The sequence below is a fragment of the Achromobacter sp. NPDC008082 genome (assembly GCF_042957345.1).
GTDB lineage: Bacteria > Pseudomonadota > Gammaproteobacteria > Burkholderiales > Burkholderiaceae_B > Achromobacter > Achromobacter kerstersii_A.
Genome location: NZ_JBIBIB010000005.1, coordinates 518,283 through 542,844, shown reverse-complemented (window position 1 = coordinate 542,844; position 24,562 = coordinate 518,283). Strand labels below are relative to the sequence as shown.

The following is a 24,562-nucleotide window of genomic DNA, read 5'->3' as shown; positions in this document are numbered from 1 at the left end:
GTCGCCGCATCCCATGTGCGCAGCGCCCCAAAGGCACGCCGCGCGTCGTCATTACTTCTGCGCGAACGTCACACCCTTCAGGCGGATCATGCCATCAGGATACGGCGTAAAGCCCTTGACCTTCTTGCCCATCGCAAACGGCCACGGCTGGTAGTAGTTGTACACGCCCGGCAGTTCGTCCTGGATGATGGTCTGCGCCTGGTCGTAAATTGCTTTGCGCTTGGCTTCATCCGTCACGGTGCGGGCTTCGTTCAGCAGCTTGTCCACTTCCGGGTTGCAGTAGTGGCCATCGTTCAGCGCGCCCTTGCAGGTCACGAACGAATGGATGTTGCCATCCGGGTCCACGCGGCCAGACCAGCCCAGCATCACGACCTGGAAGTTGCCGCCCGACGATTCCTTTTGCAGGGCCGCGTATTCCGTGGGACGCAGGGACAGGTCAAAGCCCGCCTCCGAGGCCATCGCCTGAACGATTTCAGCCACGGATGAGGTCGTCGTGTTGTTGCCGAACACCAGCTCCGCCTTCACGCGGTCCAGGCCCGCTTCCTTCAGCAACGCCTTGGACTTGGCCACGTCGCGCTTGGTGACGGGGAATTTGTCGCTGTGATAGGGGCTTGCCGGCGGGAACGGCTGTTGGGCCGGTTCGAAAATGCCGCCGCCCGCCACTTCATTGATGGCGTTGCGGTCGATTGCGTACTGGAACGCCTGGCGCACCAGCTTGTTCTTGAACGGGTTGTCTTCGGCGCGCTTGCCGTTGGCCACGTTGAACATGAACTGCTGGAAGCCCAGGCCGGCCACCGGCGCGAACGTCAGGCTGGCGTCGTTCTTCACCTGCGGCGCATCGGACGGGTTCAGGCGTTCCAACAAGTCCAGGTCGCCGGCGCGCAGGTTCGACAAGCGAACGGTGGTGTCGGGAATGGGCAGGAACGTGACGCGCTTGAACGCGTAGTCTTTGGCGTCGTAGTACTGGTCGAATTTCTCCAGCACGATGCGGTCGTTCTGGATGCGTTCAACGAACTTGTACGGGCCCGAGCACACGGGCTTGCGGCCTACCGAGGCCACATCCGCGTCGGCGAAGGTCTTGGGCGACAGCATCATGCCGGCGCGGTCGGACAGCTGGGCCAGCAAGGTGGCGTCCGGCTTTTTCAGCGTCAGCACCAGGGTCGTGGCGTCCGGCGCGTCCACTTTTTCAACCGAGGCCAGTTCGCCCTTGCGCAGGCTGTCCGGTAGCGTCATCGCGCGTTCCAGGTTGGCTTTGGCGGCCGCGGCGTCGAACTTCGAGCCGTCATGGAACAGCGCGTCTTCGCGCAGCTTGAACGTCAGCACCTTGTTATCAGGGCTGAACGACCACGACGTGGCCAGCTGCGGCACGAAATGCAGCTTGGGATCAATGTCCACCAGCTTGTCGCACAGCGACGTGAACACGATGCGGCCCACGTAGGTGCGGGCGCGATGCGGGTCCAGAACGTCCGGGTCTTCCTGCAGGCCGATCCGGATGTTCTGGGCGCACGCGGCGCCCGCGGCCAGCGCCAGCAGGCTGGCGCCGAAGGTCAAGGTCAAGCGTTTCATTGTGTTATTTCCCCTTGTTGCTTGCGATGCTTGAATATGGAGAGCCGTCTTAGAAGCCGACGGCCTGGCCGTCGCGGCGGCTGTCGCTGGCGGCGACGTAACCCAGTTCGTTGTCGCTTTCCGACATGCGCCAGATGAACTGGCCCGCGCCAAAGTCCATGTACGGATCGTCAACGGACTTCAAAGCATGCCCGAGGTCTTTCAAGCCTGCAATGGTGGACGCCTTCATATTGGTTTCGATGTCCAGCGTGAAGTCGCGGTTGACCTTCCAGCGCGGCGCGCAGCACGCGGCCTGCGGGTTCTGGTGGTAGTCGATCATGCGCACGACGGTCTGCATGTGGCCTTGCGGCTGCATGTCGCCGCCCATCACGCCAAAGCTCATGACCGGCTTGCCGCCGCGCGTCAGGAAGCCCGGGATGATCGTGTGGAACGGGCGCTTGCCGCCTTCGACCACGTTGGCCGACTTGGGGTCCATCGAAAAGCCCACGCCGCGGTTCTGCATGCTGATGCCGGTGCCAGGCACCACCACGCCCGATCCAAAGCCCATGTAGTTGGACTGGATGAACGAGATCATCATGCCGTTTTCGTCGGCGGCGGTCAGGTAGATGGTGCCGCCGGCATGCGGGCGGCCGGCTTCGAAATGCGTGGCCTGATCCAGGCGGATCAGCTTGGCGCGGCTGTCCAGGTAGGCGTCCGACAGCATCTGCTCGGGCGTCACCTGCATGGCGCGCGGGTCGGCCACGTACTTGTACAGGTCAGCAAACGCCAGCTTCATGGCTTCGATCTGGATGTGCTGCGACTGCACCGAATCCACCGGGATGTCAGCCATGTCAAAACGTTCGACGATGCCCAGCGCGATCAGCGCGGCAATGCCCTGCCCGTTCGGCGGGATCTCGTGCAGTTCGTAGCCACGGTACGACTTGGAAATCGGCTTGACCCATTCCGGACGGTAGTTGCGCAGATCTTCCAGCGTCATCGCGCCGCCGCATTCCTTGCTGAAGGCGGCGATGCGTTCGGCCAGCTCGCCTTCATAGAAGTCGCGGCCCTTGGATTGCGCGATGCGGCGCAGCGTGTTGGCGGCATCCGGGAAACGGAAGTGTTCGCCGACCTTGGGCGCACGGCCTTCCGGCATGAACGCCTGCGCGTAACCCGGCTGCGACTTCAATTCTTCAGCCGCAGCGTTCCACTTGTGCGCCACGACCGGCGGCACGGCGTAACCGCGTTCAGCAATTTCGATAGCGGGTTCGAACAGCTGTTCGAACGGCAGCTTGCCCAGCTTTTCGTGCAGCGCGGCCCAACCGGCCACCACGCCCGGCACCGTCACGGCGTCCCAGCCGCGCTTGGGCTGAATGGCCAGGCCGTCGGGGCCCGTGCCGTACTTCGCCTTGAAGTACGCGGTGTTCCAGGCCGCCGGGGCCACGCCCGACGAGTTCAGGCCGTGCAGTTCCTTGCCGTCCCAGACGATGGCGAAGCAGTCGCCACCCAAACCGCAAGAGACCGGCTCAACCAGCACGATCGTGGCGGCGGCCGCAATGGCGGCGTCCACGGCGTTGCCGCCCTTGAGCAGCATGCGCAACCCGGCTTGAGCGGCCAGCGGATGCGACGTGGACACCACGTTGCGCGCAAACAGCGGAATGCGAACGGAAGGATACGGGTTGACCCAGTCAAAGGTTTTCATTGGCGTGTCTCTAAACGGTCTGAACGGTTAAGCAGGCGAAGGTACTCTCGTGATCTAATTAAATCAATTTGATTTTTTGTTCCGTCATAAAAGAAATTTTTATGGGTCGCGGCGATGAGCACCATCCGATTTTTGCGCACGTTCCTGGCGGTTGCCCACCATGGCTCTTTTTCGGAAGCGGCCGAGCAAGTGGCGCTGACCCAGGCCGCCGTCAGCTTCCAGATGCGCTCGCTGGAAGCGGAACTGGGCCGGGAACTCTTCGACCGTAGCGGCCGACTTGCCATTCTTAACGCAGCCGGCCGGGAATTGCTACCTGAAATCAAGCATTTACTGGATTTATACGACCGAATGCGGCTGCCGCGCACGGTGCCGGGCGAGCTGGCCGGCTCGGTGTCAGTGGGCAGCATCGTGTCGTGCATGGGCACGCTGTCCAAGGTGGTGTCGGGCTTGAAGAAGGCCCACCCCAAGCTGGACGTGCGCATCCTGTCGGGTAAGGCAAGCGAGCTGGCCGGCAAGGTGGAAGACGGCGAGCTGGACGCGGCGTTCCTGGTGGAAGCCGGCCGCAAGATGGCCAGCACGCGCTGGACGCCACTATATGAAGAGCAGTTGGTGGTGATTGCGCCGGCATCCGCCACCGGCAAGGACGCCCGTCAGGTGCTGGCGAACAACCCCTTCCTGCGCTTTGACCGCACGCAGCGCACGGGCTTGCAGATTGACCGCCTGCTGCGCCGCCTGGCGGTGCCGCTGAATGAATTCCTGGAACTCAACGCCATCGAGACGCTGGTGGAGCTGGTGCGCCAAGAGGTCGGCGTGACCCTGTTGCCGCTGATCAACGGATCGAACTGGCAGCACAGCCCCGAGCTGCGGATTCTGACGCTGCCCCAAGACTTAGGCCCGCTTTCGCGGGCCATCGGCATGTTGGAACGGCGCGAGCATGCGCGCCAAAGCATCACGGCGGCGATCTGCGAAGCGTGCGCCACGGCCTTCCGGGCGCGCGAACCGCAAACCACCGCCTGATACTTGGGGCTGGCCTGCCCCGGGCTTAGCTGCCCTGGGCTTGCCTGCCCGGGGCTTACTTGCTCTGGGCTTGCCTGCCCCGCGCTTAGCTCGCCATCGCCGGGTCGGTAATCGACGTCTTGCCCGTTTCAACGTGGCCGGCGAAGCGGCGCAGGTACGACGGGTCTTCGGCCAGGCGGGCCGTGAAGTCGTACCAGTGGCCGCTGGCTTCCAGCGCCCAGTGCTGTTCCACCTTGCTGCCTGCGGGCACCGTCAACGTCCACCGCTCGTTGTTGGTGTAGTAAGCGTTAGGCGTGACTTCGAACGTGCAGGCGTCCTTGCCGCTGTTGATGAAGCTGACATAGATGTCGCCATTGGCGATGTCGTAGCAGACGCGGATTTCCGGGTCCAGCTGCGACGTGCGCGCCAGGGCCAGGTCGCCGGCAAAGTGGCGGTGATAGCCGTTGGGGCCAAGCACCCACAGGTCGTACTTGCCGCCGTCAGCGGCCGTGTCCCAGCTGCCTTCCAGCTGCTTGCCCGCTTCCACCGTGTAGCGGCGCGGCAGGCGGTCCAGATGCAGGCGGTCATACACATGGAAGACGGCGGCCTGCTTGCCGGTGTTGGAGAACAGCAGCCACATATTGCCCGTGCTGGGCTGGCTGCGGCCGCTGGTGTGCAGCTCGTACGGCAAGGCGCGCGCGTAGCGGTAGCCCTTTTCCTGCACCGGTTTGGCCTGCGTCGTCGTGTCCGGCAGCGGCACGGCGGTCAGCGCTTCCTGCGCCGCGCGTTCCTGATCCGAGCCCGAACGGGTCAACAGATTCAGGTCGGGCAGCTTTTCATCGTTGGGCGTGGCGAAGTTGAAGGCCGAGGTCAGGTCGCCCAGCACCGCACGGCGCCACGGGCTGATGTTGTCTTCCTTAACGCCGAAACGGGCTTCCAGGAAACGCAGCACCGACGTGTGGTCAAACGCCTGGGAATTGACCCAGCCGCCACGGCTCCACGGCGACACCACATACATCGGCACGCGCGGGCCGGGGCCATAGACGCGGTTATCCGCCGCATCCTGGGCAGACGCATGCGTGTGGCGTTCCAGGTCGGTGTTGACGGTGGAGGCGCCCGCCATCGAGCCATCGGCGTTTAACGACGGGGCGGCGGGCGACGGCACGTGGTCGAAGTAGCCGTCGTTTTCGTCGAAGTTGATCAACAGCACCGTCTTGCTCCAGACGGCCGGGTTCGACGTCAGCGCGTCCAGCGTTTCCTGGATGTACCACGCGCCCTGGACGGGGCTGGACGGGCCGGGGTGCTCGGAATACGTGGCGGGCGCCACGATCCACGACACTTGCGGCAAGGTGCCGTTATTGACGTCGTCCCGCAGCGATTGCAGGAAGCCGCCGTCGGGCATGGTGTTGGCCGTGCCTTTGTACAGGGGGTTGGCGGCGTCCATGCTGGGCGTCCAGGCCGGATACGGCGAACCGCTGGCGGCGTTGCCCGCCTGCTCGTTGGCGCGGCGGTATTGCTGAAAGCCGGCCAGCGGGTTGTCGCCGAAGTTCTCGGGCAGGTTCTGGTAGACCTTCCAGCTCACTCCCGCCTTTTGCAGACGTTCCGGGTACGTCGTCCACGTCCAGCCGGTGGTGGACGCGCCCAGGCTGTCCCACTGGTTGCGGGTGGACGGGCCGTTGCCCTGCGCCAGCGGATCGTTCGTGCCGGTCCAGTGGAACAGGCGGTTCGTGTTGGTGCCGCCGTGCGACGAACAGTGATAGGCGTCGCACAACGTGAAGGCTTCAGCCAGCGAGAACTGGAACGCCACCTCTTTCTGGCGGTAATAGCCCATCGACTGGTTCTGCTTATAGCGCGGCCACTGGTCCATGCGGCCGCCGTCCCACGCCATTTGCGCGTCCACGTAATCGTGCGGCGTGCCGGACACGCGCTGGGCGTTGCCCTGCGTGCTGTCCAGGTGATACGGCATCACCACGCGGGTGCCGTTGGTCTGTTCCCACACCGAACGGTTCTGCGGCAGCGGAATCGTGATGCGGTCGCCAAAGCCGCGCACGCCCTTGAACGTGCCGAAGTACATATCGAACGAGCGGTTTTCCTGCATCAGGATCACCACGTGTTCAACGTCGTTGATGGTGCCCGTGCGGTTGTTGGCCGGAATGGCCAGCGCGCGGCGGATGGCGGGCGGGAACATCGACAGCGCGGTCAGGCCGGCGGTGGAAGCGGCGGCGTTACGCAGGAAGCGGCGCTTGCCGGCGTGGATCGGGTCTTTTTCGGACTTCACGGATGCTTTTCCTATGACTCGGTAAGAGGCGCGGCTCAAGGCGCGCAACGCAGTTCGGGCTTGGCCGGCGTGGGCGGCACGGGCGTGGGCGTCTCGGTGCCGCCGCCGTTGTCGGGCGGCGTGCTGTCGTCGCCGTCATCGTTGCCGCCGCAGGCGGCCAGCGTCGCGGTCAGCATCAGCACCGCGCCAGCGCGCAGCAGGTTGCGCAAGATCATGGAATGACTCATGTTTTTTCTATCCAGGAAACATCAGGGAAACAGTTCGGAAACGGACTTGCCGGACATGGCCAGCGACTTCACTTCGTCTTCGGTCAGAGCGCGGGACCAGAAGGCCAGGTCGTCGAAGAACATCGTGTACGGGCCTTTGGTGCCGGCGCAGCACACGCCATACGTGCCGCGGCCGTCTTCGTTCAAGCCGATGTGCGGGCCGAACACGCCAGCAATCTGCGTCAGGTTCACCGCCAGCGTGCCGGTCACGCGGCGCGTGAATCCGATTTCGCTGTCGTACACGTAGGCGGTCATGGTCTTGGCCGTTTTGTCGATGGCCATGGCGATGTACACCGGCTTGTTCGGCGTGAACTTCACCCCGTTGATATCGACGCGCGTGCCGCCCGCCAGGTTGAAGCGCAGCTCGGGGCCGGCCCATTGGGCGATGGTGATGCCGGGGTTGCCGCCGGAGTTGTAGTCCTTGTTGCCCAGGATGGAGCGGTCGTTCGCCGTACCGTCCGACTGATACCAGAAGCCGATGGTGAACGCCTGCACGCTGTCCAGCATGCCTGCCGGATAGTCCAGTTTGAAGGCGCCCAGCGCGGCCGAGCCGCGCTCGTTCTGGAACATCTTGCCGAACACGCCGGCGTCCGCGAACGCCGGGGCCTGCACACCGTCGTACGGCGTAATCACGCCGCCGCCCGCCGCCAGGTCGGTCGCATTGCCTTCGAACGGGAACAACATCGTCAGGCCGGTGCGCAAGGAAGCCAGCAGCGGCACGGGCTTGGCGTAGAGCACCGACGCGCGCGTGGCGCTGACGGCGCGGCCGGCCGACACGCTGTAATTCAGCGTGTGCACGCCCTCGGTGTCAAAGGTGAAGCCGGTGTCGGCATAGTCGGTTGCGGTGCCAGGCAGGCGGGCCACTTCAACGCCATCGCGGCTGACCACGATGTCGCCATCCGGCTCGCCCACGCGCACCCACGACAAGGTCACGGTCTTGTTGTCCATGGACGTGCGCGCTTGAACGCGGCGCAGGGCCAAGGGCTCGGACAGCGACGTGCCGGCCATGTCGTACTGGCCCGCGGCGGGCAGCGCGCTCAGGTGCGCCAGCACCGTGGGCGCCACATCCGCAGCGCTGGGCAGCGCGTACCAATTGCTGTCCCAGACGCCGTCAAACGACGCGTCGTCGGCGGTGCCGCCCAGCATGGCCGGCTGGTTCGAGGCCAGCACGATGGTCTTGTTGGCCGACAGCGGCAGGCCATCGCCCACGCCCGTCTTGCCCAGGCCGTGGCTCGAGGCCACCACCATCAGCCAGTTTTCGTTCGGGTGCTCGGCACGGCGGTCGGCGATCTGTTTGGCCAGCACGCCCACGGCCGCATCCGTCTGGCGGATGACAGCGTCGTAGTTGGCGCCAAAGCCGTTGTCGGACGCCGCGCGTTCCGGCGCGCCAAACTGCGCCACCACCAGGTCATAGCCTTCGGTGATGCGGTCGCGCGCCTGGGTGGCCACGCAATCGTCCACGCCCGCGCAGTCGGTCAAGGTTTGCAAATAACCGGCGTCGCGGTCGCTGCCGACCAGCCCCGCCAGCAAGGGCGAGTTGAACGCGCCGGCCGTGCGCGCCTCAGGATGCGCCGTCTTCACCCGTTGGAACAGGCTGGCCGACTTCAGCGCCTGGCCCGCCGCGTTCGACCGCACGCCATGCACGTCGGCCCACTGGCCCGACAACAGCGTGGCCCAGCCGGGCGCGGCCAGCGTGGGCTGCTGCGTCACGCTGCCCGTCACGCCGCCCGTCCAGGCGCGCGTGGCGGTCAACTGGCCGATGTTCGGCAGCGTCTTGTCCGCCACGCCGCGACGCATGGCGTCATAGGTCAGCCCGTCGACACCAATGAACAACACCTTGTCGACCTTGGCCTGCCCCGGCTCCGTCACGGGCGGCTGCGTCGGCGGCGCGGGGGCCGCGTCTTCGCCGTCGTCGTCGCTGCCCCCACAGCCCGCCAATGCGCTGGTGGCCAGCAACATGGCGCACCATCTTCTCCAATTCGATGCTTGCATCTTCTCTTCTCGTTTCATGAACAGGGTTTTTCGCTGGGCACATAGTGGCGGCCCAACGTGAAAGACCCATGAAACAAAGAGCAGAAAGATTGATCGTCGAATCAGGATTCTTTTGCGCAACCCTTCAAGCTGTCTTGCGCATGTGAATCAAGGCTGGATTTTCACCCCGGTTAGATAGCCGACCGACGCGCCAAAGCCGTCGCGGTAGCGGGCCTTCACCAGCGGTTCCAGCGCGGGCCGCACCTTGGCATGCACGGGTTGCCAGTCGGCCGTGTGCTGAAAACTGCTGGTGATGTATGTCCACCCGTTGATCTCGTCCACCGCATGCAGGCCGGTAGATTCCGCGGCGACGGGGCAAGCCAGCACGCGCGACAACACGCGCGTATCCACGTTGAACGCCCACAGGAAACTGTTGATGCGCCCCATGCTGTCTTCGCCCACGAACAGCGTGCGCAGCGTTTCCGAGAACTTCAGGTTGTCGGGGTTCGACACCCGGTCGGTGTGATGCCGGTTGCCCAATGCGTCAGGCTGCGGCAGCATTTCGCCCACCAGCTCTGGCACGGCGGCCATGTCCACAGGCACCCAATCGCTGGCAATCGCCCGCCCCTCGGTGTCCGACTGCCCGGCCATCATGCGCATCTGATACACCGCGCCGGCTTCCGGGCCTTCCACATGCAGGTGCGGGGACGTGCCGTCGGTCATGGACGATTCGATGTGCGACATGGCCGTATACGCGATTTTGTCGCGCGCGTTCACCGTCGTGCCTTCCATTTTCGAGAACGCCAGCGTGCCGCCTGCCAGCGCCGCGTAGCGGTGCGTTTCCAGAAAGGCAGCGGCTTGCCGGCGGCCAGGATGCAGCTTGACCCAGTTGTCTTTGCCGTCGAAACGAATACGCGTGTAGGCCGCGTTTAACGGGTCTTTCGTGCGCACGTCCATGATGTCGGCGGCGGTAAGCTGGCCGGCCATGTCTTCGATCTCATCGCTCGTGGCGTGGCCCAATCGAATCCAGGTGAGCGTGGCCGCCCCGGGGCCAACGCCGGACGTTTGCGTCCAGCGCGCCACGTACAAGGTGCCGGACGACAAGTCCGCCTTGCGGTCGGCCACGAACATGAAGAGGCCGCCGTTGGTGGCGTCGTCGCCCATCAAGGCGGTGCGCTGGTCGGGCATGACCTGCACCAGCTCGTGCGAGATACGCCCCAGGCAATAGTGTTTCTTGACGGTGCCCGTGCCGTCGGCATGCACGGTGACCTCCGGCAGATGGCCGTAGTGATAGGGGTTGGCCTTTTTGGCATCGCCGAACACATGGCGGCTGAAGTCACGAAACGATTCGGACGCGTGCGCCGTGGTGGCGTCAGGTTCGTACTCTTCGCTGGACAAGTGCGTGTTCCAGGGCGATAGGCTGGCGCCGCAGGTGTTCCACAAACCGTGTACGGGCGCGGTGTCCACATTGCTGTACTTCACCAGGCTGAGCTTGCCGCTGGACAGATCTTGCGACAAGGTCAGCACCGCCATCGGCGACGGCAGCCGCACCCACATGTCGGCGCCGGCTTGGTTGCGCGTTACGTATTCGAACTGCACCACCGCGTACACGGTGCGCGCGGGCGGCCCGGTCGCGCCGTCGGCTTCGCCTTCGGAGCGGTCCAGCGTCAGCAGGGACATGCCATCGGGACAGTCCGAGAAGAACGGGCGCGTACGGCCGCGCACCGAGCGGTCCAGGATGGGCGCGCCGTGAATGTCGTAGAGGCTGCCCGCAATCACGGCGCCGCCGTGGCCATCGGGCACGGCATCGCCCGTCATGAAGAACGCTTCGTAGCCCAGTTGCACGCGGCGGCGCGAGCCGTCGCTGAACACCAGGTCCATCGCCGACCCGACCGTCGTGCGGGCCAGCTGTTGCGGGGCGGCCAGCGTGGGCGCGGGCATCGAGATGAATTCGGCGGACAGGAAGGTGGCGGATTGAGGGGCGGTAGACGGCGCGGCGGATTGATGGCCGGTAGACGGCGAAGTGGCGGGCGGCGCGGACGGGCAGCCAGACAGCAACGCGGCGATGCCCGCGATGCCCGTACTGCCCACAGGCAACATCGGCGCGGCACCCAGCATCTTGAGAATGCGCCGGCGATCGGGATGGCTTGGATCTTTCATGTGTACGCTCCTTGCGGTAACGAATCAACAGTGAAAAACAGAGACAACACGTGCCGCGCCTGCGATGCCGAACGCCCCCGGCGCGGCCTTCGACGCCGAGTGTAGGAGGCGGCCCGCGGGGCGGCGTACGCCGTTACACGCATGTAATGAGTCTCTGCCGGCATCCGGCCTGCCAGCGTCCTGGCTGAAAATGCATCAGGGGACCGGCAAGCCGGTCCCCTGATATCCCGGCGTCAGCCCGTAAGGGCCAAGGCCGCGTTGCGCGGCCGGTGTGCCGGTGTTAGGTGCGGTGTTATGTGCGGTGTTATGCGCCGATCTTCACGCCCGTCAGATACCCCACCGCTGCGCCGAAGCCGTCCTTGTAGTTGGCCTTGACCAGCGGTTCCAGCGTGGGACGCACCACCGCGTGCACGCTGCCCCAATCGGCCGCGTGCTGGAAGTTGCTGGTGATGTAGGTCCAGCCGTTGATCTCGTCCACCGCCTGCAAGCCGGTGGATTCGGCCGCCACGGGGCAGGACAGCAGGCGCGACAACGCCTTGGTGTCCACGTTGTACGCCCACATGAAGTTGTTCACGTGGCCGCCGCTGTCTTCGCCCACGAACAGCGTGCGCAGCTTTTCCGAGAACTTCAGGTTGTCGGGGTTCGAGATGAAATCGGCGTTGTGCGTGTTGCCCAGCGCATCGGGCGTGGCCAAGGGCTTGCCGATCAGCTCGGTCACGGCGCCCATGTCCACCGGCACCCATTCGCTGTCGATCGCGCTGCCGTCGGTATCCACCTGGCCCGCCTTCATGTGCAGCTGGTACACGGCGCCTGCGGAGTTCGCTTCGACCTTCAGGCCGGCAACCTTGCCGTCGATCATCGACGATTCAATACGCGACATCGCGCTGTAGGCGATCTTGTCCTTGGCGTTGACGGTGGTGCCTTCCATCTTGGTGAAGGCCAGCGTGCCGCCCACCATCGCCGCATAGCGGTGCGTTTCCAGGAAGGCCGCGGCCTGGCGGCGGCCGGGTTGCAGCTTCACCCAGTTGTCCTTGCCGCTGTAGCGGATCTTCGTGAACGAGCCGTCAGCCGGGTCAACGGTGCGCACGTCCATGATGTCGGCGGCCGTCAGCTGGTCAGCCAGTTCCTTGACTTCGGCGCTGGTGGCGTGGCCCAGCTTGATCCACTTCAAGGTGCCTGCGCCCGGGCCGGTGCCGGAAGTCTGCGTCCATTGCGCCACGTACAGCGTGCCGGCCGACAGGTCGGCCTTGCGGTCGGCCACAAACATGAAGAGGCCGCCGTTGGTGGCGTCGTCGCCCATCAGCGCGGTGCGCTGGTCGGGCATCATCTGCACCAGCTCGTGCGAGATGCGGCCCATGCAGTAGTGCTTCTTGATCGTGCCAGTGCCATCCGGCAGCACCGTCACTTCGGGCATATGGCCGTAGTGGTACGGGTTGGCCTTGGTGGCGTCGCCGTAGACGTTCAAGCTGTAGGTCTGGAACGACGGCGTGGTGCGGGCGGTGGTGGCGTCCGGCTCGTACTCTTCGCTGGACAAATGCGTGCCCCACGGCGACAGGCTGGCGCCGCAGGTGATCCACAAGCCATGCACCGACGACGTATCCACGTTGCTGTACTTCACCAGGCTGAGCTTGCCCGTGTTCGGGTCTTGCGACAGCGTCAGCACGGCAATCGGCGACGGCAGCAAGCCATACATGTCATTGCCGGCCTGGTCCATCGATTGGTATTCGAACTGCACCACAGCGTAGACGGCATTGCCGGCAACGCCGGGCACCGTCGTGGGCGCCGACAGGGCCAGGAGCGACGTGCCATCCGGACAGTTCGAGAAGAACTGGCGCGCCTTCGCAGGCACCGAGTTGTCCATGATGGGCGCGCCCGCCAGGTTGAAGTAGCCGCCCGCGACCATCGTGCCGCCCTTGCCGTCCGGCACGGTATCGCCCGTCATGAAGAACGGCTCGTAGCCCAGCTCAACCGTGCGCTTGGAGCCATCGCTGAACGTCAGCGACAAGGCCGAGCTCACCGTCGTGCGCGCCATCAGTTCCGGGTTGGCCAGCGTGGGCGCGGCCATGGGCGTGAACGAGGCGGACGTGAACGTCGCGGGCGTTCCGGGCGTCACGGGCGTGTTGGGATCAGGGTTGGGCTGCGAGGGCGACGAGTCATCATCGTCATCGCTCGAATTACAGCCGGCCAGCAGCGCAGCCATGCTGACGCCGCCAATCGGCAGCATCGGCGCGCCTCCCAGCATTTTCAGGAGTCGGCGGCGATTGGCTTGATTCGTGTCTTGCATGCGGGTTCCCAGTTGGATCGGATAAGTGCCCGACCATCACAGTCGAAGCGTGACCGCATTCTGGATAAGCGCCGTGTAAGCCCAATGACAGAAAGCTGTACAGAACCTGAATCCCGCAACAAAAGGCCATCGCGGACTTGTCATGAACAACCGCTATAGTCGGGCGCGTCGCCTTTCGTCTTCTTTTCGTCTTCTCTTCGCCTTCTCTTCTCCTTCTTTCCGCCTTCCTCTTTCGCTTTCTTTTTTGCGCCCTCGCTGCCCCATGCCGCTGTCTTTCCGCCCCGCCCTGCCCTCCGCGTCCGCCGCGCTGCGCGTCCTTGCCGTGCTGGCTTTCGCCGCAGGCGTGGGCGTGTGGGCGTCCATCCTGCTGGCTCCCCGCCCCGGCCCGCTGCCGCCTGCGGTATCCGCCAGCGCGCCGCGCGCAGCCGACAACACGCCGGTGGCGTTATGGTTCGGCAAAGACGAAGTGATGCGCACGCAGATCAGCGTGCTGGGCTTGATTGCAGCCGGCCCGGATGGCGCGGCGGTGCTCAGTGTGGACGGCGGCCCGCCATTGGCGTGGCGCACGGGCGATGAAGTCGCCCCGGGTATCGTGCTGCGCGATATCGCCATAGACGCCGTGACGGTGGAACAAGGGGGAAGAATGAATCGCCTGGCCACCCCCGCCGCGTTGGTAGCGCCGGCGGGAATTGCGCAGGTGAATGAATGAAGTGCGGTTGAACCTTGCGTCGTTGAACGAGGAGTCGTTTAACGATGAATCGTTGAACGATGAGTCGTTGAACGATGCACTGTTGAACGATGCACTGTTGAACGACGCACTGTTGAACGCTACGTGTTGGCGAATCAGACGGCGCGTCCTTTCAAGCGCCCATCAATTTGCCAACGAATCCGCAATCAGCGTTTGCGGCCAGCGGGCCGGCCCATTTGCTTGCGTCCCGCCATATTCGACAGGGATGACCCCGTCGGCTTCTGCGTGGCGGCAGCCAGCTTCTTCTGTTGAAGCGCCTTTTCAACCAACGCCGCCAAACCAGTCGAAGACTTCTCTTTTGTAGCCATTACCGCTCCTTGTAGAAGGGCCATGGTAGCAGGCCCCAAGGAAAAGCCCCGAACTGCGCAAACTGGGATGGCGCAGACACGAACAGTTCAAGGCATCCGGTCAATATGCCGATGCGTGCCCAAGCGACGCAGAATGGCGACGGACCCGTCCATTTCGAACGTGATTTGCCAAGATTTGTTCGGCAACACGTCAATTTTCAGAATGCGCGGATCGAAGCAACCCGTGATCGAATGCAGCCGTAGCTTGTTCGGCTGGGGATATCGGACCAACTCACGGATGGCGGCTTTTGCCGCAGCCTGGATTTCGGGAGGCGCCTTGCGGAAGTCGCGGTCGAACGTCTCTTTTCTGGATAGAGACATGATCCGAATGGCGGCCAAACCTTATTGACCCAACGACTTGAGGAACGCCTCCACATCGTCGTAGGGTTCCCCTGCCACCACCGACGCGACGTCTGCGTCGTTTTCCATCACGGCCCATTTGAGGTCATGCAAATGGGAAAACGCGTCCTTCACCTGACTGATGGCCTTGGCAAAGGATTCCACCACGCCATCACCGTCCCGCAGTTGCAAATCGGCCGCAGCCGCCATGCGTTTGGCCTCCAGCGCACGTCCAAGCTCGGCCACCGCATCCAGCGCGGCGTCAAATGCGCCTTGGATGGCGCCCTCAGGGTCGAGCGCCCGGCGTTCTTGATCGGGTTGATTACAGATGGCGTGCGCCACATCAGCCGCGTTCTTGGAAATGGATTCAAAGGTGTTTGCCAGCACTTCGTTGCCGGCCACGGTGTCTTCGATTGCGCGAAGCAGATGCAGAGAACGGCTGCTCTCGGTTTTAGCGCCTTCTACGATGAAAGCGACCAACCCAATATGGGAAATGATGGAACGCATGTCCGCTTCCTTGTTGCCGGCCTTTTGGCAGCCGTGAAAAAACATGAAGAAAGTATAGACACAAAGCCGAAGTGCCCACTAGTTGTGGGAAGCCGCAAGCCGTGACCTTTCCGACACTCCACGGCTCGTGATGACTTTCAACGTCCCCAATTAGAAAGCCAACCCACTACACCCCGGACCAGAAAATCCTTCCAACATCCCTTGGAGCCGCGCTACCGCAAGCATTACTGTCATATTTCATGTCCACAATTCCGTGCTTCTACCGAAAGAGCGGAGTTGTAAAGTGCGTCAGTTACCGCGCGGGCTTGCCCGCCAGCAAGGTTTCACCCTGATCGAGATCATGGTGGTGATTGTGATCATGGGGATTCTGGCGGCCTTGATTGTGCCGCGCGTGCTCGACCGCCCCGATCAGGCCCGGCAGGTGGCCGCGCGCCAGGATATCGCGGGCATCATGCAGGCGCTCAAGCTGTACCGGCTGGATAACGGGCGCTACCCGACCACCGCGCAGGGCCTGCGCGCGCTGGCGGAAAAGCCGGATGGCGCGAACAACTGGCGCGGCTATCTGGACAAGCTGCCCAACGACCCCTGGGGTCATCCGTATCAGTACCTGAGCCCCGGCGTGAAGGGCGATATCGATGTGTTCTCGTTCGGCGCCGACAACAAGCCCGGGGGCGAAAACGGCGATGCCGACATCGGTTCCTGGGAACTCTGAGCGCGGCTTCACGCTGGTTGAAGTGCTGGTGGTGTTGGTGATTGTGGCCATCGCCGCCAGCATGGTGAGCCTGTCCATCGGCAAGCGCGACAACGGCTTGCGGGCCGACGCGCAGCGCTTGGCGGACGCGTTCACCGTGGCGCAGAGCGAAGCCCGCAGCGATGGACGCGCCATCCGCTGGCTGGCCAATGGCGAGGGCTGGTCGTTCGAACGCGCGGGCCGCTTGCCCGGCCCCAGCGCGCAGGAAGACGTGCCCGTGCCGCTTGACCGCCTGGAACAGGACGAGATGCTGCGCCCGCAATCCTGGCAGGCGGGTGCGGTGCAACTGCGCCTTGCGCCCGACCGCCCGCTTGTCTTCAACACCGAATGGGTGGCCGACCCGATCACGCTGACCCTGCGCGCGGGGGACGCCACCGTCACTTTGCAACGCGACGCCTCCGGCCGCTATGACATCCGCTGAATCGCTCCGCCCCGCTGATCGCCAGCGTGGCTTCACCCTGATTGAAGTGCTGGTGGCGCTTGCCATCATTGCCGTTGCGATGGCGGCCGCGTTGCGCGCGACAGGCGTGATGTCGGCCAACAATCGCGCCTTGCAGGACAAGACGCTGGCGTTGCTGGCCGCGCAGAACGCGCTTACGCAGCTGCGGCTGGAGCAAAGCCTGCCGCGCGCCGGTACGCAGACGGTGCCTTGCCCGCAAGGCGGGCGCGCGCTGCAATGCGAATTGGTTTTCACCAATTCCATGAACCGCAGCTTCCGTCAGGTATCGGTGAATGTGCATGACACGGCCGCGCCCCGGCCCGACGCCGTGCTGCTGCAACTGGACGGGCTGCTGTCCAGCCTGCGATGACGATGCCCTCTGCGCGCCCCACTCCCGCCCGCCGTGCGCAGGGCGGCTTTACGCTGATTGAAGTGCTGGTGGCGCTGGCGCTGATGGCGCTGGTAAGCCTGCTGGCCTGGCGCGGGCTGGCCAGTGTGTCCAACGCACGCGATTGGATCGAACAGCAGGCTGAAGACACCGACGCCATCGTGCGCACGCTGGGGCAGATGGCGCGCGATGTAGAGCTGTCTTACACCGGTCCAAGTTTTGATTCGCCCGGTAAAGACGCCCTGGCCTTGACCAGCGGCTTGCGTCTGCTGCGGCGAACCAGCGGCGGCCAGACCTTGGAACTGCTGCGTCCCGATGCCGATGGCAACGGCTTGTGGCAGCGCGTGCAGTGGCAGGTTCGGGCCGACGGCTTGTGGCGCGCGAGCGGCCCCGCCGCCCCGCGCAGCCCGCTGCCTGCCGCCGTGAATGGCGTGCTGCTGTTGCCGGGCGTGCGGGTGCTGAGCGTGCGCGCCTGGGTGCCCGGCAGCGGCTGGGTCGACGTCAACGCCAGCTTTGGCGCCGCGCCCACCGGCATCGAAATCACACTGGAGCGCGGCGCGGCCGCGGCGCCGCAACGCTACACGCGCATCCTGGAGCTGCCATGACGCGCAAATCATCGCGCTCAGCATCACACCCCCCCTCGCTCCGCGAGCGTGGCGCCGCGGTCATCAGCGCGCTGATCATCGTGGCCATCGTGGCCGCGCTGACGACCAGCCTGTTCCAGCGCCAGACCGCCAGCACCCGGCGCATGGAAAACGAGCTGTCGCGTGTGCAGGCGCGCGTGATGCTGGCGGGCGGCATCGACTGGGCGCGCCTGGTCATCCGCGACCACGGCAAGCGCGAATCCACGACGCGCGGCGATCAGATCTGGGCAACGCCCGTGCTCGACACCCGCATCGAGCGGCCGGGCGACGACCGCGTGGCCGTGTTCTCGGGCCGCGTGCAGGACGAGCAAGGCAAGTACAACCTGAGCAATCTGGCGCGCAACGGCGTGCCGCAGCCCGAGCAGGAAAAGGTGCTGCGCCGCTTGCTGAATGTGCAGCAGCTGCCCGACACGCTGGCCGCCCAACTGATCGACCTCATCGCCGCCGCCCAGCCGCCTGCGCTGGCGGCGGACGCGCCCTCATCCACCAACGGCCAACCCTCCGCCACGCCCGATGCGCGCGCGCCGCTGCCGCGCGGCGTGGATGAAATCGCCGCGCAGCTGGGCCTGGACACGCCGGTACGCAATGAAATGCGCCGCACGATGACCGTGCTGCCCACCGCCACCAGCGTCAACGTCAACACCGCGCCCGCCGAAGTCATCGCGGCGCTGGTGCCTGGCCTGTCGCTGGCCCAGGCGCGCGCGATGACCGGCGAGCGCGACCGCGGCAACTGGTTCAACAACGCCGGCGACTTCGCCAACCGGCTGGCTGGCACGGGTGTGGAAGGGGCCGCGCCCGCCGTCACCACCGCCAGCGGCTGGTTCATGGCCAGCGGCACCGTGGTCTACGAACGCGCCCGGGTGTCCATGCAAGCCCTGGTGCGCAGCGCCCCGCCCGCCGCGCCCGACACGATCTGGACAAGAGAGAACCCTTGAAGAATTCCCTGCGCATTGCGCTTCCCGCCTTGGACGAGTTCACCGCCGACTCGCCCCTACCCTTTGCCTGGTTCGACCGGCGCGGCCGTTGCGCGCAGCAAGGCGAGCTGACCTTGCGCGCGTTGGGCAACGCCTATCCCAACGCCGCGTGCGAAGCGGTGTTGCATCCCGCCGATGTCATCGCCACGACGGTGCAGATTCCCGCCGTGGCCCGCGCCCGCTACGCCGCGGCGGTGCACAGTGCGCTGGAACCGCTGGTGTTGAGCGACCTGGATGCGTTGGCGATCGGCTTTGGCCCACGCGCCGCCGATGGCAGCGTGGCGCTGGCCTGGTCGCCGCGCGAGCCCGTGCGCCGCGCCTGGGGCCTGCTGAACGCGCATGGCCTGCGCGCCCACGCGTTGATTGCGCCGCAAACGCTGGCGCCCACGTCATCGCTTGCGCTACGCGATCCGGCCGACCCGCGCTGGCAAGCGCCGTCGCCATCGTGGTCGCTTGCGATGCCGCAGCTGGCGCCCGCCCGCGTGTCGCGCTGGCGGCCGGTGTGGCGCTGGGGCGCGGCGGCGGCAGTGGTCTGGATCGCGGGGCTGAACATTCATGCCTCTCAGCTGAACGCCGAAGCCGACGCGTTGAAAGCCGGCATGCGCCAGCAGGTGCTGGCCGCCTTTCCTGACCTGCCTGTGGTGTTGGACCCGCCGCGTCAGGCGCAGCAAGGCTTGGACGCGCTGCAAGCCAATCGGGGCGCCGCCAGCGCGGCGGACTTCCTGCCGCTGGCGCGCGCCGCCGCGCAAACGTTGCCGTTCGCAGCCGACAAGGTTGCAAAGCTGACTTACGCCGATCAGGCGCTGACCCTGCAACTGGCGGACGCCGGCGACAACGCCCAACGCGTCGCCGAAACCCCCGCGCTGATCCAGCAAGCCGCCGCCCTCGGCTTAAAGCTGGAACGGGGTGACACCGACAACACTTGGCGCATCCTGCGCAAGCAACCATGACATCGCTACGTTTTCAATCTTCGATCTTGCGCCTGCAAGCGGCCTGGCAATCCCTGCGCAAGCCCATCGACCCCGCGCTTGCCCGCGCGCGTCAGCGGTATCAGGCCCTGGCGCCGCGCGAACGGCGCCTGGTGACGGGCGCCGCTGCGCTGCTGGGCGCCGCGGTGGTGTTCGTAACGCTGATCGACCCGCCCCTGAACACGATGCGCAAGCTTCAGGCCGAACTGCCTGTGCTGCGCGGCCAGGCCGCCACCGTGGCCGACCTGACCACCCAGGCGCGCACATTGCGCCAGCGCTCGGCGGCGCCGTCCGCCTCGATGCCGTCCCCCGCCGAGCTTGGCGCCAGCCTGGAACGCGCCGGGCTGCCCGCGGGCATGTGGACGCTGGCGCAAGCGGAATCCGGCACGGGCGTGCAACTGACACTGAACCAGGCGCCCTCTTCCGCGCTGCTGCGCTGGCTGGATGGCGCGGGCCGCGATTGGGGCCTGGCCACGCAGAACGTGGCGCTGACACGCGCCGCCAATCCCAATGGCCGGCCGCTGCCCGGGCTGGTCAATGGCCAGATCACGCTGGCGCTGCCCGCCAAGGCAGGAGCCCGCTGATGCCGTTGCCCCGTTTGAACAAACGCGCCGCCGCGCTCTGGCTGGCGGGCGCGGCGTGCGCCGTGGCGGCTGGCGTCAGCGTGCTGCCCGCGCGCTGGCTGCTGGCGCTGCAATCAGACGCATCGGTCGTGGCGCTGGCCGATGCCAGCGGCACCTTATGGCGCGGCAGCGCCTGGATTGCGCTCGGCCCCCAAGGCGCGCAGCGCGTGCTGCCGCAAGCCGTGCAGTGGCAATGGCGTTGGGACACGATGGCGCTGGAATTCACGCACCCTTGGCTGCAAGGGCCGCTGCGTGCGCGCGTCAGCTGGAATGGCCTGTCGGTGCCGGCGCAGTCGTTGCGCGTGCCCGCGTCCGTGTTGCCGGCGCTGGGCGCGCCGTGGAATACGCTGGCGCCCGAAGGCATGCTGGAAATCAACTGGCAGGCATTGCGGCTGGGGGGTGACTTACCCGCTGGCCCCCTTGCCGACCTGCGCTGGCGCAACGCCGGCACCGCGCTGACCTCTGTCACGCCCGTTGGCACTTATCTGCTGCGCGTGCAAGGTGCGGGCAAGGCAGGGGCGACGCTGGCGCTCAGCACCGAAAGCGGGCTGTTGACCGTAACGGGGCAAGGCAATGCGGGTGCACGCGGCGTCAGCTTCGAAGGCCAGGCGACCTACGCGGCGTCAGCCAACGACGCGCAACGGGCGGCGCTGGATGGATTGATGTCTACGTTGGGCCGCCGTTCGGGCGACACCGTAACGTTCGGCACCGGCAAATAGGCCGGCGCCGCCGTCACGATAGCGGCCTGCTGACGCGGCGCTACGCGTCGCGCGTGACGCGCACGATTTCCTCGGGCGAGGTCTGCCCGCCTTCCACCCAGCGCTGGCCGTCTTGCCGCATGGTGCGCATGCCGGCCGCCGTGGCGGCCAGGCGCAGCTCGCGTTCGTCGCGCCCTTCGTGGATCAGCCTGCGGGCCTCGTCATCCACCGTGAACAGCTCGTGGATGCCCGAACGCCCGCTATAGCCCGTGTGGTTGCAGGTGGGGCAACCCACCGGATGAAACACGCGCATGCCATCCTGCATCGACGGCTTCTTGCATTCCGGACACAGCTTGCGCACCAGCCGCTGCGCCAGCACGCCCAGCAAGGACGAGGCCAGCAGGAAAGGTTCAACCCCCATGTCCGTCAACCGCGTCACGGCGGACACGGCGTCGTTGGTGTGCAGCGTGGCCAGCACCAAGTGGCCCGTCAAGGACGCCTGCACCGCAATCTGCGCCGTTTCAAGATCGCGGATTTCGCCGATCATGATCACGTCCGGGTCTTGCCGCAAAATGGCGCGCAGGGCCAGCGCAAAGCTCATGTCGATCTTGGCGTTGACCTGCGTCTGGCTGATGCCCGGCAAGTCGTATTCGATGGGGTCTTCCACCGTCAGGATGTTGCTCGTTGCCGCATCCAGACGGCTTAACGCCGCGTACAGCGTGGTGGTCTTGCCGCTGCCGGTCGGGCCGGTCACCAGCACAATGCCGTGCGGCTGCCGGATCAGGCGATCCAGCTGCGTCAGCACCGTGGGGCACATCCCCAGCCGCTCTAGCTGCAAACGCCCGGCTTCCTTGTCCAGCAAACGCAACACCGCGCGTTCGCCGTGGCCGGTGGGTAACGTCGACACACGCACATCAATCGGCCGGCCGCCCACGCGCAGCGCAATGCGGCCGTCTTGCGGCAAGCGTTTTTCGGCGATGTCCAGATGCGCCATGATCTTGATGCGCGAAATCAGCGCGGCGTGCAGCGCCTTACGCGGCGACACCACGTCGCGCAAGGTGCCATCCACGCGGTAACGCACCACCGAGTGCGTCTCAAAAGGCTCGATGTGAATATCGCTGGCGCCATCGCGCGCGGCCTGGGCGAACAGCGCGTTGATCATGCGGATGACGGGCGCGTCGTCCTGCGCTTCCAGCAGGTCGGCCACTTCGGGCATGTCCTGCAACAAGCGGTCCAGGTCGATCTCGTTTTCCGCCACACCCATGACCGATGCGGCGTCTTCGGAATGGCTGTACGCGGCGGTCAGCAAGGTTTCCAGCGCCTCGTCATCCACCTGCGCCAGCGCGACGTCGCCATGGCAGCGTCGAATCTCGCGCACCGCCCATTCCGGCGTGCGCGGGCTGACCGTCAACTGCGCCTGCCCCGCGCGCAGCGACAGCACGGCGCGCTGGGCGCGGGCCCAGGCATAGGGCAAGGGATGCGCGCTCATAGCAGCGACTCGGGGTCCACCGCCACGCTGTGCACAAGCGATTGCGACACGCGGATGGGCGCCGATGCGGAACGCTGGGGCGTCATGCTGGGATACTGCCGCACCGCAAACGATTCCACGGTGGCGGGCGGCGGACGGCGCAGCGTGGCCGCCTGCTGCTCGGGGCGCAGGTCATAGGCATTGTTCGATACCGTCGGCGCGGAACCCGGCGTGGGCAGCATCGGCGCCTGCATGTCGGGCAGCGCCCAGTGTTCGCCCGGCTGCACCGCGGCTTGCGCGCGGCGCATGTAGTCGTAGCGGTCCATCGTGACGCTGGCGCTGCGGTTCGCGTCGCGCACCACGTAGGGGCGCAGGAACACCATCAGGTTGGTCTTCGTGCGCTTGCGCGTGTCGTAGCGGAACAGCGAACCAATCACCGGCAGCGAACCCAAGCCCGGCACACTGTTGGACGTGAGCGTCACGTTCTCTTCCAGCAGGCCGCCCAGCACGATGATCTGGCCGTCGTCGATCAACACGCTGGTGTCGATGGCGCGCTTATTGGTCACGATGCCGGTGGTGGAATTGGAACGGCTTTCATCGATGCTGCTGACTTCCTGATAGATGTCGAGCTTCACCGCACCGCCTTCCGAAATCTGCGGACGAATGTTCAGCTTCAGGCCCACGTCTTCGCGTTCGATCGTCTGGAACGGATTCGAACTGCCGTTGCTGCCCGACGTTACGTACTGGCCCGTCACGAACGGCACCGTCTTGCCCACCAGGATGCTGGCCGACTGGTTGTCCAGCGTCAGCAGGTTCGGCGTGGACAGGATGTTGGCTTCGCCCGTGTTCTGCATGGCGCGCGCCAGCACGCCCAGGTTGATCACCTTGTTGCCCAGCACATCCACCGTGCCCTTGACCACGCCCAGGCTCAAGCCGCCGCCGAGGGCGTCAATCGACGTCGGGCCGGTGCCGGTGATGCCGCTGCCGCCCAGGTTCGTGCCGCCGATGAAGCTGGTGCCGTTGCTGTTGATATTGCCCGCGCCGGTCATCCACTGGATGCCGAATTCCGCGGCCTTTTCTTCGCTGACTTCCACGATCAAGCTTTCCACCAGCACCTGCGCGCGGCGCTGGTCCAGCTGGTCGATCACTTCACGCAAGCTGCGGTACAGCGGTTCCGGCGCCGAGATGATCAGCGAATTGGTGGAGGGGTCGGCCTGAATGGTGGCCCCGCCCGCCGAATACGACACGGCCTGCGTGCTGTTGTCTTCACGCGCAATGCGCTCTTGCTCGCCCGACAAGCCGCCCTTGGACGAGCCCGTCGCGCCGGACATGCCCTGCCCCGGCTGCGTGCTGGTGGCCGACGTGTTCTGTGTGCGCGCGCCGCCTTGGGCGCCGCCCGTGCCGCCGCTTGCGCCGCCCGTCGCGCCCGGGGCCGAATTCGCCTGCCCCGTCAGCAAGCCACCCAGCACTTCGGCGATGCGCGTGGCCTGAGCGTTGCGCATGTACACCACGTGCAGATTGCCCGCGCGGTTCTGCTGCGCGTCCAGCTTCATGATCAGGTCGCGCGCCAAACGCGTGCGCGCCGGGCTGCCCGACCGCACCAGCACGCTGTTGCTGCGCGGGTCGGCTACCACCGCAATACGCTGCGTGGGGTCGCTGCTTTGCGTGTCCAGCAATTGCGACGCCAGAATCGCAATGTCGGTGGCAATGCCGGACTGCACCGGCACCACGTCCGTGTCGATCGAACTGGGCACGTCGATGCGCGCGATGACCTGCGCGATGCGTTCCAGGTTATCGGCGTAGTCCGTCACCACCAGCGTGTTGTTGCCGGGATACGCGTTGATGGGGTTGTTCGGCGGCACCATCGGGCGCAGCACAGGCACGAGGTTCGCCGCGTTCTCGTACTTCAAGGGGAACACGCGCGTCAGCATTTCGCCGCTGTTGCCGCCGCCTTTGGCAAATGCCGACACCGGCACCGGCCCGCGCGCAGCGCCCCCCGCAGGCGCGCCGCCCACGCTCGTCGCCGGCCGCGTGTTGCCCACCACCGCGCTGCCTTGCAGCTTGGCGTCGGCTTCAGGCACCACGCGCGTCACGCCATCCACATCAACGATGGCGAAGCCCTGCAAGCGCAGCGCACCCGTCAGCATCGACAAGGCCTGCCCACTATCCACGGGCCGGTCCGACACCAGCGTGAGCTTGCCCTTGACGCGCGGGTCCACCAGGAAGTTGCGCTGCGTGAACAGCGACAACGCGCGCAGCACGGCGGGGATGTCGGTGTCGACGAAATTCAGGCTGACACGGTTGTCCGCCTGTTGAGCATGGGCCGTGCTGATTGCCGGTCCGATTTGGCTTGCCGCAAGCAAGACTGCAAGGCTGAATTGCGCGATGTGACGCATGACGAGGTAGGTGCCTGGAGACGTGAAATCGTGTGAAAAAACGTGAAAGCGCGTCGGAGTATACGGGGTGACA

General features: G+C 65.6%; 22 protein-coding genes and 1 pseudogene. 10 read left to right on the top strand and 13 right to left on the bottom strand.

Annotated features, from left to right (window positions below):
- Positions 1–51 precede the first annotated feature (51 nt).
- Together ACFZAI_RS22385 and ggt are read right to left on the bottom strand one after the other, a co-directional pair.
- Positions 52–1,566, bottom strand: coding sequence for an ABC transporter substrate-binding protein (locus ACFZAI_RS22385; protein WP_391568971.1), 1,515 nt, complete (start codon positions 1,564–1,566; stop codon positions 52–54).
- Between the two features lie 49 nt (positions 1,567–1,615).
- On the bottom strand, positions 1,616–3,244 hold the full coding sequence (ggt, locus tag ACFZAI_RS22380; protein WP_391568970.1) for a gamma-glutamyltransferase: 1,629 nt from the start codon (positions 3,242–3,244) through the stop codon (positions 1,616–1,618).
- Positions 3,245–3,358: 114 nt separating this feature from the next.
- Here ggt and ACFZAI_RS22375 point away from each other — a divergent pair, with 114 nt between their 5' ends.
- Positions 3,359–4,261: a LysR family transcriptional regulator gene (locus ACFZAI_RS22375; protein ID WP_054426085.1), complete on the top strand. Its 903-nt coding sequence runs from the start codon at positions 3,359–3,361 to the stop codon at positions 4,259–4,261.
- 85 nt (positions 4,262–4,346) lie between these two features.
- Here ACFZAI_RS22375 and ACFZAI_RS22370 read toward each other — a convergent pair whose 3' ends face one another.
- The 5 genes from ACFZAI_RS22370 to ACFZAI_RS22350 form a co-directional block, all read right to left on the bottom strand.
- Positions 4,347–6,518 carry a phosphocholine-specific phospholipase C gene (locus ACFZAI_RS22370; protein WP_391568969.1) on the bottom strand — a complete coding sequence of 724 codons (2,172 nt, stop codon included), beginning with the start codon at positions 6,516–6,518 and terminating at the stop codon, positions 4,347–4,349.
- Between the two features lie 35 nt (positions 6,519–6,553).
- Complete coding sequence (locus ACFZAI_RS22365; RefSeq protein WP_391568968.1) at positions 6,554–6,745, bottom strand: hypothetical protein; 192 nt, start codon at positions 6,743–6,745, stop codon at positions 6,554–6,556.
- A 21-nt stretch (positions 6,746–6,766) separates the two neighbouring features.
- Positions 6,767–8,776 (bottom strand): alkaline phosphatase family protein, encoded by a 2,010-nt coding sequence (locus ACFZAI_RS22360; protein WP_391568967.1) that lies wholly within the window; start codon positions 8,774–8,776, stop codon positions 6,767–6,769.
- Between the two features lie 147 nt (positions 8,777–8,923).
- Positions 8,924–10,915 (bottom strand): PhoX family protein, encoded by a 1,992-nt coding sequence (locus ACFZAI_RS22355; protein ID WP_391568966.1) that lies wholly within the window; start codon positions 10,913–10,915, stop codon positions 8,924–8,926.
- A gap of 304 nt (positions 10,916–11,219) precedes the next feature.
- The gene (locus tag ACFZAI_RS22350) at positions 11,220–13,199 is read right to left on the bottom strand and encodes a PhoX family protein (RefSeq protein ID WP_391568965.1); all 1,980 of its coding nucleotides are present in this window, start codon (positions 13,197–13,199) and stop codon (positions 11,220–11,222) included.
- A gap of 262 nt (positions 13,200–13,461) precedes the next feature.
- Here ACFZAI_RS22350 and ACFZAI_RS22345 point away from each other — a divergent pair, with 262 nt between their 5' ends.
- Positions 13,462–13,908 (top strand): hypothetical protein, encoded by a 447-nt coding sequence (locus tag ACFZAI_RS22345; protein ID WP_391568964.1) that lies wholly within the window; start codon positions 13,462–13,464, stop codon positions 13,906–13,908.
- A 51-nt stretch (positions 13,909–13,959) separates the two neighbouring features.
- Here ACFZAI_RS22345 and ACFZAI_RS22340 read toward each other — a convergent pair.
- The 4 genes and pseudogenes from ACFZAI_RS22340 to ACFZAI_RS22325 form a co-directional block, all read right to left on the bottom strand.
- Positions 13,960–14,043: pseudogene (locus ACFZAI_RS22340) on the bottom strand (hypothetical protein); the annotation flags it as partial.
- Between the two features lie 50 nt (positions 14,044–14,093).
- Positions 14,094–14,255 (bottom strand): hypothetical protein, encoded by a 162-nt coding sequence (locus ACFZAI_RS22335; RefSeq protein ID WP_006218955.1) that lies wholly within the window; start codon positions 14,253–14,255, stop codon positions 14,094–14,096.
- An 87-nt stretch (positions 14,256–14,342) separates the two neighbouring features.
- Positions 14,343–14,633 carry a hypothetical protein gene (locus tag ACFZAI_RS22330; protein ID WP_391568963.1) on the bottom strand — a complete coding sequence of 97 codons (291 nt, stop codon included), beginning with the start codon at positions 14,631–14,633 and terminating at the stop codon, positions 14,343–14,345.
- Between the two features lie 3 nt (positions 14,634–14,636).
- Positions 14,637–15,140: a hypothetical protein gene (locus tag ACFZAI_RS22325; RefSeq protein WP_391568962.1), complete on the bottom strand. Its 504-nt coding sequence runs from the start codon at positions 15,138–15,140 to the stop codon at positions 14,637–14,639.
- A gap of 283 nt (positions 15,141–15,423) precedes the next feature.
- On the opposite strand from ACFZAI_RS22325, the gene gspG reads away from it, so the two are divergent.
- From gspG to ACFZAI_RS22285, 8 genes are read left to right on the top strand one after another with little or no spacing between them, the layout of a single operon-like run.
- Positions 15,424–15,852 (top strand): type II secretion system major pseudopilin GspG, encoded by a 429-nt coding sequence (gene gspG / locus ACFZAI_RS22320; protein WP_035214085.1) that lies wholly within the window; start codon positions 15,424–15,426, stop codon positions 15,850–15,852.
- Complete coding sequence (gene gspH, locus ACFZAI_RS22315) at positions 15,824–16,312, top strand: type II secretion system minor pseudopilin GspH (protein ID WP_391568961.1); 489 nt, start codon at positions 15,824–15,826, stop codon at positions 16,310–16,312. The genes gspG and gspH overlap by 29 nt, the downstream gene beginning before the upstream one ends.
- The gene (gene gspI, locus ACFZAI_RS22310) at positions 16,299–16,700 is read left to right on the top strand and encodes a type II secretion system minor pseudopilin GspI (RefSeq protein ID WP_391568960.1); all 402 of its coding nucleotides are present in this window, start codon (positions 16,299–16,301) and stop codon (positions 16,698–16,700) included. Before gspH ends, gspI begins: the two co-directional genes overlap by 14 nt.
- The gene (locus ACFZAI_RS22305) at positions 16,697–17,323 is read left to right on the top strand and encodes a type II secretion system protein J (protein ID WP_391568959.1); all 627 of its coding nucleotides are present in this window, start codon (positions 16,697–16,699) and stop codon (positions 17,321–17,323) included. Before gspI ends, ACFZAI_RS22305 begins: the two co-directional genes overlap by 4 nt.
- Complete coding sequence (gene gspK / locus ACFZAI_RS22300; RefSeq protein WP_391568958.1) at positions 17,320–18,297, top strand: type II secretion system minor pseudopilin GspK; 978 nt, start codon at positions 17,320–17,322, stop codon at positions 18,295–18,297. The genes ACFZAI_RS22305 and gspK overlap by 4 nt, the downstream gene beginning before the upstream one ends.
- Positions 18,294–19,286 (top strand): type II secretion system protein GspL, encoded by a 993-nt coding sequence (gspL, locus tag ACFZAI_RS22295; protein ID WP_391568957.1) that lies wholly within the window; start codon positions 18,294–18,296, stop codon positions 19,284–19,286. The genes gspK and gspL overlap by 4 nt, the downstream gene beginning before the upstream one ends.
- A complete protein-coding gene (gene gspM / locus ACFZAI_RS22290; protein WP_391568956.1) occupies positions 19,283–19,888 on the top strand; it encodes a type II secretion system protein GspM in 606 nt (201 codons plus the stop codon). The genes gspL and gspM overlap by 4 nt, the downstream gene beginning before the upstream one ends.
- Entirely contained in the window at positions 19,888–20,646 is a 759-nt protein-coding gene (locus ACFZAI_RS22285; protein ID WP_391568955.1) for a type II secretion system protein N, read from the top strand. Before gspM ends, ACFZAI_RS22285 begins: the two co-directional genes overlap by 1 nt.
- A 40-nt stretch (positions 20,647–20,686) precedes the next feature.
- Here the strand turns inward: ACFZAI_RS22285 and gspE are convergent, their stop codons facing one another.
- Together gspE and gspD are read right to left on the bottom strand one after the other, a co-directional pair.
- Positions 20,687–22,114 (bottom strand): type II secretion system ATPase GspE, encoded by a 1,428-nt coding sequence (gene gspE / locus ACFZAI_RS22280; RefSeq protein ID WP_391568954.1) that lies wholly within the window; start codon positions 22,112–22,114, stop codon positions 20,687–20,689.
- Positions 22,111–24,489: a type II secretion system secretin GspD gene (gene gspD / locus ACFZAI_RS22275; protein WP_391568953.1), complete on the bottom strand. Its 2,379-nt coding sequence runs from the start codon at positions 24,487–24,489 to the stop codon at positions 22,111–22,113. The genes gspE and gspD overlap by 4 nt, the downstream gene beginning before the upstream one ends.
- Between the last annotated feature and the right edge of the window lie 73 nt (positions 24,490–24,562).

Coding starts and splice junctions, on each gene's coding strand:
- gspH (WP_391568961.1), top strand. CDS start 15,824: ATGCCGACATCGGTTCCTGGGAACTCTGAGCGCGGCTTCACGCTGGTT.
- ACFZAI_RS22365 (WP_391568968.1), bottom strand. CDS start 6,745: ATGAGTCATTCCATGATCTTGCGCAACCTGCTGCGCGCTGGCGCGGTG.
- ACFZAI_RS22385 (WP_391568971.1), bottom strand. CDS start 1,566: ATGAAACGCTTGACCTTGACCTTCGGCGCCAGCCTGCTGGCGCTGGCC.
- gspK (WP_391568958.1), top strand. CDS start 17,320: ATGACGCGCAAATCATCGCGCTCAGCATCACACCCCCCCTCGCTCCGC.
- gspM (WP_391568956.1), top strand. CDS start 19,283: ATGACATCGCTACGTTTTCAATCTTCGATCTTGCGCCTGCAAGCGGCC.
- ACFZAI_RS22325 (WP_391568962.1), bottom strand. CDS start 15,140: ATGCGTTCCATCATTTCCCATATTGGGTTGGTCGCTTTCATCGTAGAA.
- ACFZAI_RS22350 (WP_391568965.1), bottom strand. CDS start 13,199: ATGCAAGACACGAATCAAGCCAATCGCCGCCGACTCCTGAAAATGCTG.
- ACFZAI_RS22285 (WP_391568955.1), top strand. CDS start 19,888: ATGCCGTTGCCCCGTTTGAACAAACGCGCCGCCGCGCTCTGGCTGGCG.
- ACFZAI_RS22355 (WP_391568966.1), bottom strand. CDS start 10,915: ATGAAAGATCCAAGCCATCCCGATCGCCGGCGCATTCTCAAGATGCTG.
- gspI (WP_391568960.1), top strand. CDS start 16,299: ATGACATCCGCTGAATCGCTCCGCCCCGCTGATCGCCAGCGTGGCTTC.
- ACFZAI_RS22375 (WP_054426085.1), top strand. CDS start 3,359: ATGAGCACCATCCGATTTTTGCGCACGTTCCTGGCGGTTGCCCACCAT.
- ACFZAI_RS22345 (WP_391568964.1), top strand. CDS start 13,462: ATGCCGCTGTCTTTCCGCCCCGCCCTGCCCTCCGCGTCCGCCGCGCTG.
- gspD (WP_391568953.1), bottom strand. CDS start 24,489: ATGCGTCACATCGCGCAATTCAGCCTTGCAGTCTTGCTTGCGGCAAGC.
- ACFZAI_RS22335 (WP_006218955.1), bottom strand. CDS start 14,255: ATGGCTACAAAAGAGAAGTCTTCGACTGGTTTGGCGGCGTTGGTTGAA.
- ACFZAI_RS22360 (WP_391568967.1), bottom strand. CDS start 8,776: ATGCAAGCATCGAATTGGAGAAGATGGTGCGCCATGTTGCTGGCCACC.
- gspE (WP_391568954.1), bottom strand. CDS start 22,114: ATGAGCGCGCATCCCTTGCCCTATGCCTGGGCCCGCGCCCAGCGCGCC.
- ACFZAI_RS22305 (WP_391568959.1), top strand. CDS start 16,697: ATGACGATGCCCTCTGCGCGCCCCACTCCCGCCCGCCGTGCGCAGGGC.
- ggt (WP_391568970.1), bottom strand. CDS start 3,244: ATGAAAACCTTTGACTGGGTCAACCCGTATCCTTCCGTTCGCATTCCG.